This window comes from Microbacterium sp. (genome assembly GCF_049650565.1).
Lineage (GTDB): Bacteria > Actinomycetota > Actinomycetes > Actinomycetales > Microbacteriaceae > Microbacterium.
This window is the reverse complement of sequence record NZ_JBASAK010000071.1, coordinates 1-2,279: the sequence shown is the minus strand read 5'-3', so window position 1 is coordinate 2,279 and position 2,279 is coordinate 1. Positions and strand designations below refer to the sequence as shown.

Below are 2,279 nucleotides of genomic sequence, written 5' to 3'. Positions count from 1 at the left end.
CGCGGCGTCTCTCGGACAGGCGCATCGCGCGACCCTCAGCGAGGCGGATGCCGCCGGGACCGGCCTCTCGAACGTCGTCGTCAAGGTGCAGCGACCCGGCATCGACGAGATCGTCGCGGTCGACCTGGCCGCGCTGCGCCGTGTGGCCCGCTGGGCGCAGCGCGTGCGCATCGTGCGCGATCGCGTGGATGCTCCCGCACTGGTGGAGGAGTTCGCGCAGACCTGCCACGAGGAGATCGACTACCTGCACGAGGCTGCGAACGCCGAGCGCTTCGCCGCCTGCTTCGCCGACGACCCGCGTGTCGCCGCGCCCGCGGTCGTCTGGGAGCGCACCACCCGCAAGGTGCTGACGCTCGAGGACGTCACCGCCATCAAGATCAACGACGTGGCGGCACTGCGGGACGCCGGGATCGACCCGACCGAGGTCGCGGCGGTGTTCGGGGACGTGATGCTCGACCAGGTGTTCACGCACTCATTCGTGCACGCCGACCCGCATCCCGGCAACATCTTCGTGACGCCGCTTGACCCTTCACTTCGTCTCGCTGACGCTCGCTCAGTACAGGCGACGGGCGTCAGCCCTTCGACGAGCTCAGGGACCCAGGAATCCGGCCCTGCGCAACCTGGGTCGCTGAGCCTGTCGAAGCGTCGGGGCCCAGAGTCGAAGCGTCGCTGGCGCCTCACGTTCATCGACTTCGGGATGATGGCCGAGGTCCCCGACGGCATCCGCGCGGGGCTGCGCACCCTGGTGATCGCCGTCGCGTCGCGCGACAGCCACGGTCTGGTCGCAGCCGCTCAGCAGATCGGCATCCTGCTGCCGTCGGCGCGCACCATCGAGCTGGAGCGTGCGCTCACCGTGCTCTTCGCCCGCTTCGGCGGGATGGGATTCCACGAGCTGCGCGACGTCGACCCGCGCGAGCTGGCCGACTTCGGCACCGAATTCGGTGAGACCATGCGGTCTTTGCCGGTGCAGTTCCCCGAGCGGATGCTGCTGCTGATCCGCGCCGTGTCGCTGACGTCCGGGCTGTGCAGCGCGCTGGATCCCACGTTCAACATCTGGGAGCCGGTCGAGCCGTACGCGGACCGGCTGATCAAGGACCAGAGCGCGGGGCTGCTGGCCGACCTCGGCTCGCAGACCGTCTCGAACCTCAGCTCGCTGTGGCGGCTCCCGGCGCGGGTGGACTCCGCGCTGGACAGACTGGACGCCGGGTCTCTGACCTTCGATCTCTCCAGTCTGGAGAACCGACTCGACCGCATCATCCGCGTCGCGTTCCGGGCGGTGTCGGCGGTGCTGTTCGGCGGGCTGCTCATCGGCGGCGCACTGCTGCTGGCACCCGTTCCTCCGCTGGGGGTCGTGCTGATGTGCGTCTCGGCCGTGCCGCTGCTGCACGCTCTGTTCGGGCGGCGCTGATCGCTACGGGAGTTGCGGCCTCCGGGCGGAGGGGCGCAGCGCGTAGCGGTGCAGGGTGACACCGTCGGCGTACTCCGCCTGCTCGATCAGCTCGAGGTCCATCGGCGCAGGCGTCCCGTCGAAGAGCGGGCGCCCGCGTCCGAGGATGACGGGGCGGGTGAACAGCATGATCTCGTCGAGCAGGCCGGCATCGCGCAGCTGCGTCGCAAGTGTCGCGCCGCCGACGCCGATGTCTCCGGAGGCTTCGCTGCGCACGCGGGCGAGTTCGTCGATTGCGCCGTCGCCCACGATGCGGGTGCCGTGCGATGCCGTCGTCCGCGTGCGGGAGACGAGGATCTTCGGCATCGACGTCCAGATCTCGCCGTACTCCTGCAGATACGCGGGCAGGGTGGCATCCTGCGCGGCCGCCGGCCAGAACGACTCCATGATCTCGTAGGTCGTGCGCCCTTCGATCGACATCGTCATGGGTCGGGCTCGCGCGTTGAATTCGCGGTGCAGCTGCTCGCCGATGCGCATCCAGTCGCCGCCGCCGTTCTCGCCGGGAGCGGATTCGATCATGAGATCGAGTGACACGTTCATCCAGTACACGAACCGTGCAGCCATGGCGGGGACGCTACCCCTTCTGCTGATGCGGTGCCAGCGCGGTCTGACCCATCGCGGATGCTCTTGACATGACGTCGGCTCTCGCATAACGTACAACCAAATGGTTGTACAAAATGAACTCAGCGAAGCGGAGATCGACCGTGTGTTCCACGCACTGGCGACGGCGACCCGGCGCGACATCCTGCGCCGGACGATCGAGCGCGAGCAGTCGGTCTCGGCCCTGGCCCACGACTACGAGATGTCGTTCGCCGCGGTGCAGAAGCACGTC

Annotated in this window: 2 protein-coding genes and 1 pseudogene; 2 read left to right on the top strand and 1 reads right to left on the bottom strand. The window is 68.6% G+C overall.

The window, feature by feature from the left end:
- Positions 1 to 1,408 (top strand): ABC1 kinase family protein (locus WA967_RS12330; protein ID WP_424422980.1); only part of this gene is annotated, 1,408 nt, incomplete at its 5' end.
- Between the two features lie 3 nt (positions 1,409 to 1,411).
- On the opposite strand, the gene WA967_RS12325 is transcribed toward WA967_RS12330, so the two are convergent.
- Positions 1,412 to 2,011, bottom strand: coding sequence for a dihydrofolate reductase family protein (locus tag WA967_RS12325; protein WP_424422978.1), 600 nt, complete (start codon positions 2,009 to 2,011; stop codon positions 1,412 to 1,414).
- Positions 2,012 to 2,111: 100 nt separating this feature from the next.
- Between WA967_RS12325 and WA967_RS12320 the strand changes: the two are divergent.
- Positions 2,112 to 2,279: pseudogene (locus tag WA967_RS12320) on the top strand (transcriptional regulator); the annotation flags it as partial.

What these genes read in the sequence shown, in the direction of transcription:
- WA967_RS12325 (WP_424422978.1), bottom strand. Translation starts at nt 2,011, where the DNA reads ATGGCTGCACGGTTCGTGTACTGGATGAACGTGTCACTCGATCTCATG.